Consider the following 1,285-nt stretch of genomic DNA (forward strand, 5'->3'; position numbering starts at 1 on the left):
TGGGTCCCTGCTTTCGCAGGGACGACCGTAACTCTTACTTCTCCTTGATCGCCCAGGAGACGCTGACATTCACCGTGAGCGTTTCTTCACCCTGTGCCACCGGCGTGGGCGCGGCGAATCCTGCGGTGGCCATCTTGGCGCGGAACACCGGGACCGGCGCCGAGCCGACTTCCGCGATGTTCACGGGCGCGCCGAGCGTGACGCCGGCGGCCCTGGCGTAGATCTCCGCCTTGCGCCGGGCGTCGGCAATCGCCCGCTCGCGGGCGTCATCGAGCAGCTTCGAGGCCTGCGAAACCGAGAAGTTGAGCCCGCCGATATCGTTGGCGCCGGCGCCCACCAGCACGTCGATGACGCCAGCGACCTTGTTCACATCGTGCAGCTTGATCGTGACGCGATTGCTCGCGTGATAGCCGACGATGCTGGGCGGGGCGTTCGGCGACGACGGCGGACGGTTGGCGAATTGCGGCGACAGCGACAGCCGCGAGGTCTGATAGTCCTTCTCCGCGATGCCGGCGCCCTTCAGCGCGGCCAGCACCTTGCCCATCGTCGTATTGTTGGCGTCGGTGGCCTCGCGTGCGGTCTTGCCATCGGTCGTGACGCCGGCGTCTAGCTGCGCCTCGTCGGGCGCCGCCGACACGGTCGCCTCGCCGGTGACCGAGATCGCCGGCGGGAAGTCGCTGTCGGCGAGTGCGGGTGCAGCCAGCAGCGTGGTCGCGATGAGGCTGGCAGCGATGGGGAGGCCCAGGGGGAGGCCGACGGGGAGGCGGTAGGTCATCTGGCTCACTTCAGGGGTACGTAGACGTTGATCACAAGCTTGTCTTCGGCGGTCTTCAGCGGATCGGTGATGTATTCCTCGATAAAGGTGTCCTTGGCTTCGAGCTTCTTGTCGTCGAGGTGATTGGTGATCGCCTCATAGGTGTTGTCCATGTTGTCGTAGGACCCGCGATGGACGAATTTTAGCGCCTTGCCATCGGGCGAATTGCCCATGCTCATGTTCTTGCCGAGGTTCTTGACGTCCTGGTCGATCGGGATTTCGGCGATGAAGGTGAAGCCGGTGTCGTCGGTCGAGGTGTAGACGATCATCGGATTGCCCGATGCCTTGACGCCGTCCTTGTCGAGCAGCGCGGTGAGCTGCTTGAACGCCTCGATCAGCGCGTCGAAGGCCGAATCCCAATTGGCCGTGCCCTTCAGCATCACGACCTTCTTCGGTTCCAGCGTGAACGGCTCGCCGAACGGGTCGGCGGTCTGCACCGGGGCGGCTGGCGGCGGCGCCGGGGTCTGCGAC

2 protein-coding genes are annotated in these 1,285 nt (G+C 65.2%); both read right to left on the bottom strand.

The features are described from left to right. Positions 1–34 precede the first annotated feature (34 nt). Entirely contained in the window at positions 35–775 is a 741-nt protein-coding gene (locus H8B02_RS47225) for an SIMPL domain-containing protein (protein WP_229172504.1), read from the bottom strand. A gap of 5 nt (positions 776–780) precedes the next feature. Further along, on the bottom strand, positions 781–1,285 hold a 505-nt coding region (locus tag H8B02_RS47230), incomplete at its 5' end, for a GyrI-like domain-containing protein (protein ID WP_229172505.1).

It is taken from the genome of Bradyrhizobium altum, from assembly GCF_020889705.1.
Lineage (GTDB): Bacteria > Pseudomonadota > Alphaproteobacteria > Rhizobiales > Xanthobacteraceae > Bradyrhizobium > Bradyrhizobium altum.